The 382-nt window shown below is 55.0% G+C and carries 1 protein-coding gene; it reads right to left on the bottom strand.

The window, feature by feature from the left end:
* Positions 1-382 (bottom strand): hypothetical protein (locus tag D7X55_RS47535; RefSeq protein WP_199747518.1); only part of this gene is annotated, 382 nt, incomplete at both ends.

Raw genomic sequence — 382 nt, 5'->3', positions numbered from 1 at the left:
GCTTCTCCATGGCCGCAATGATGGACAACCGACTGTCGATCTCGTCCAGAACGGTAAGTGCATCCTCCACCGTCCACTGCCCCAGCAACCTGTCGAGCCCGTCGATGTCGTGCTCACCCAGCTGCATCAGTTTGTCGAGGAAGCTTGAACCGCTTCGTGCCTTTTGAATCTTTATGACTGCCTTGACGACCTTGTTGAGCGTTTCAGGCGGTATGCCTGGTTGGTCATGCACCACCGCCTTCGTGAACTGCGCCACTTCAAGCATGGAACGCCTAGGCAGCGTGCGCAGATCCTCTCGATTCTTGTAGAGTGCGTCCTCTGAGTTTTCTTCAATCAAGTGGGCCGATAACTTTTCGACCATTTCCTGCGCATACCCGTTGGC

This window comes from Corallococcus sp. AB049A, assembly GCF_003668885.1.
Lineage (GTDB): Bacteria > Myxococcota > Myxococcia > Myxococcales > Myxococcaceae > Corallococcus > Corallococcus interemptor.
The sequence above is the reverse complement of the archived record's forward strand: the minus strand, read 5'-3'. Positions and strand labels throughout refer to the sequence as shown.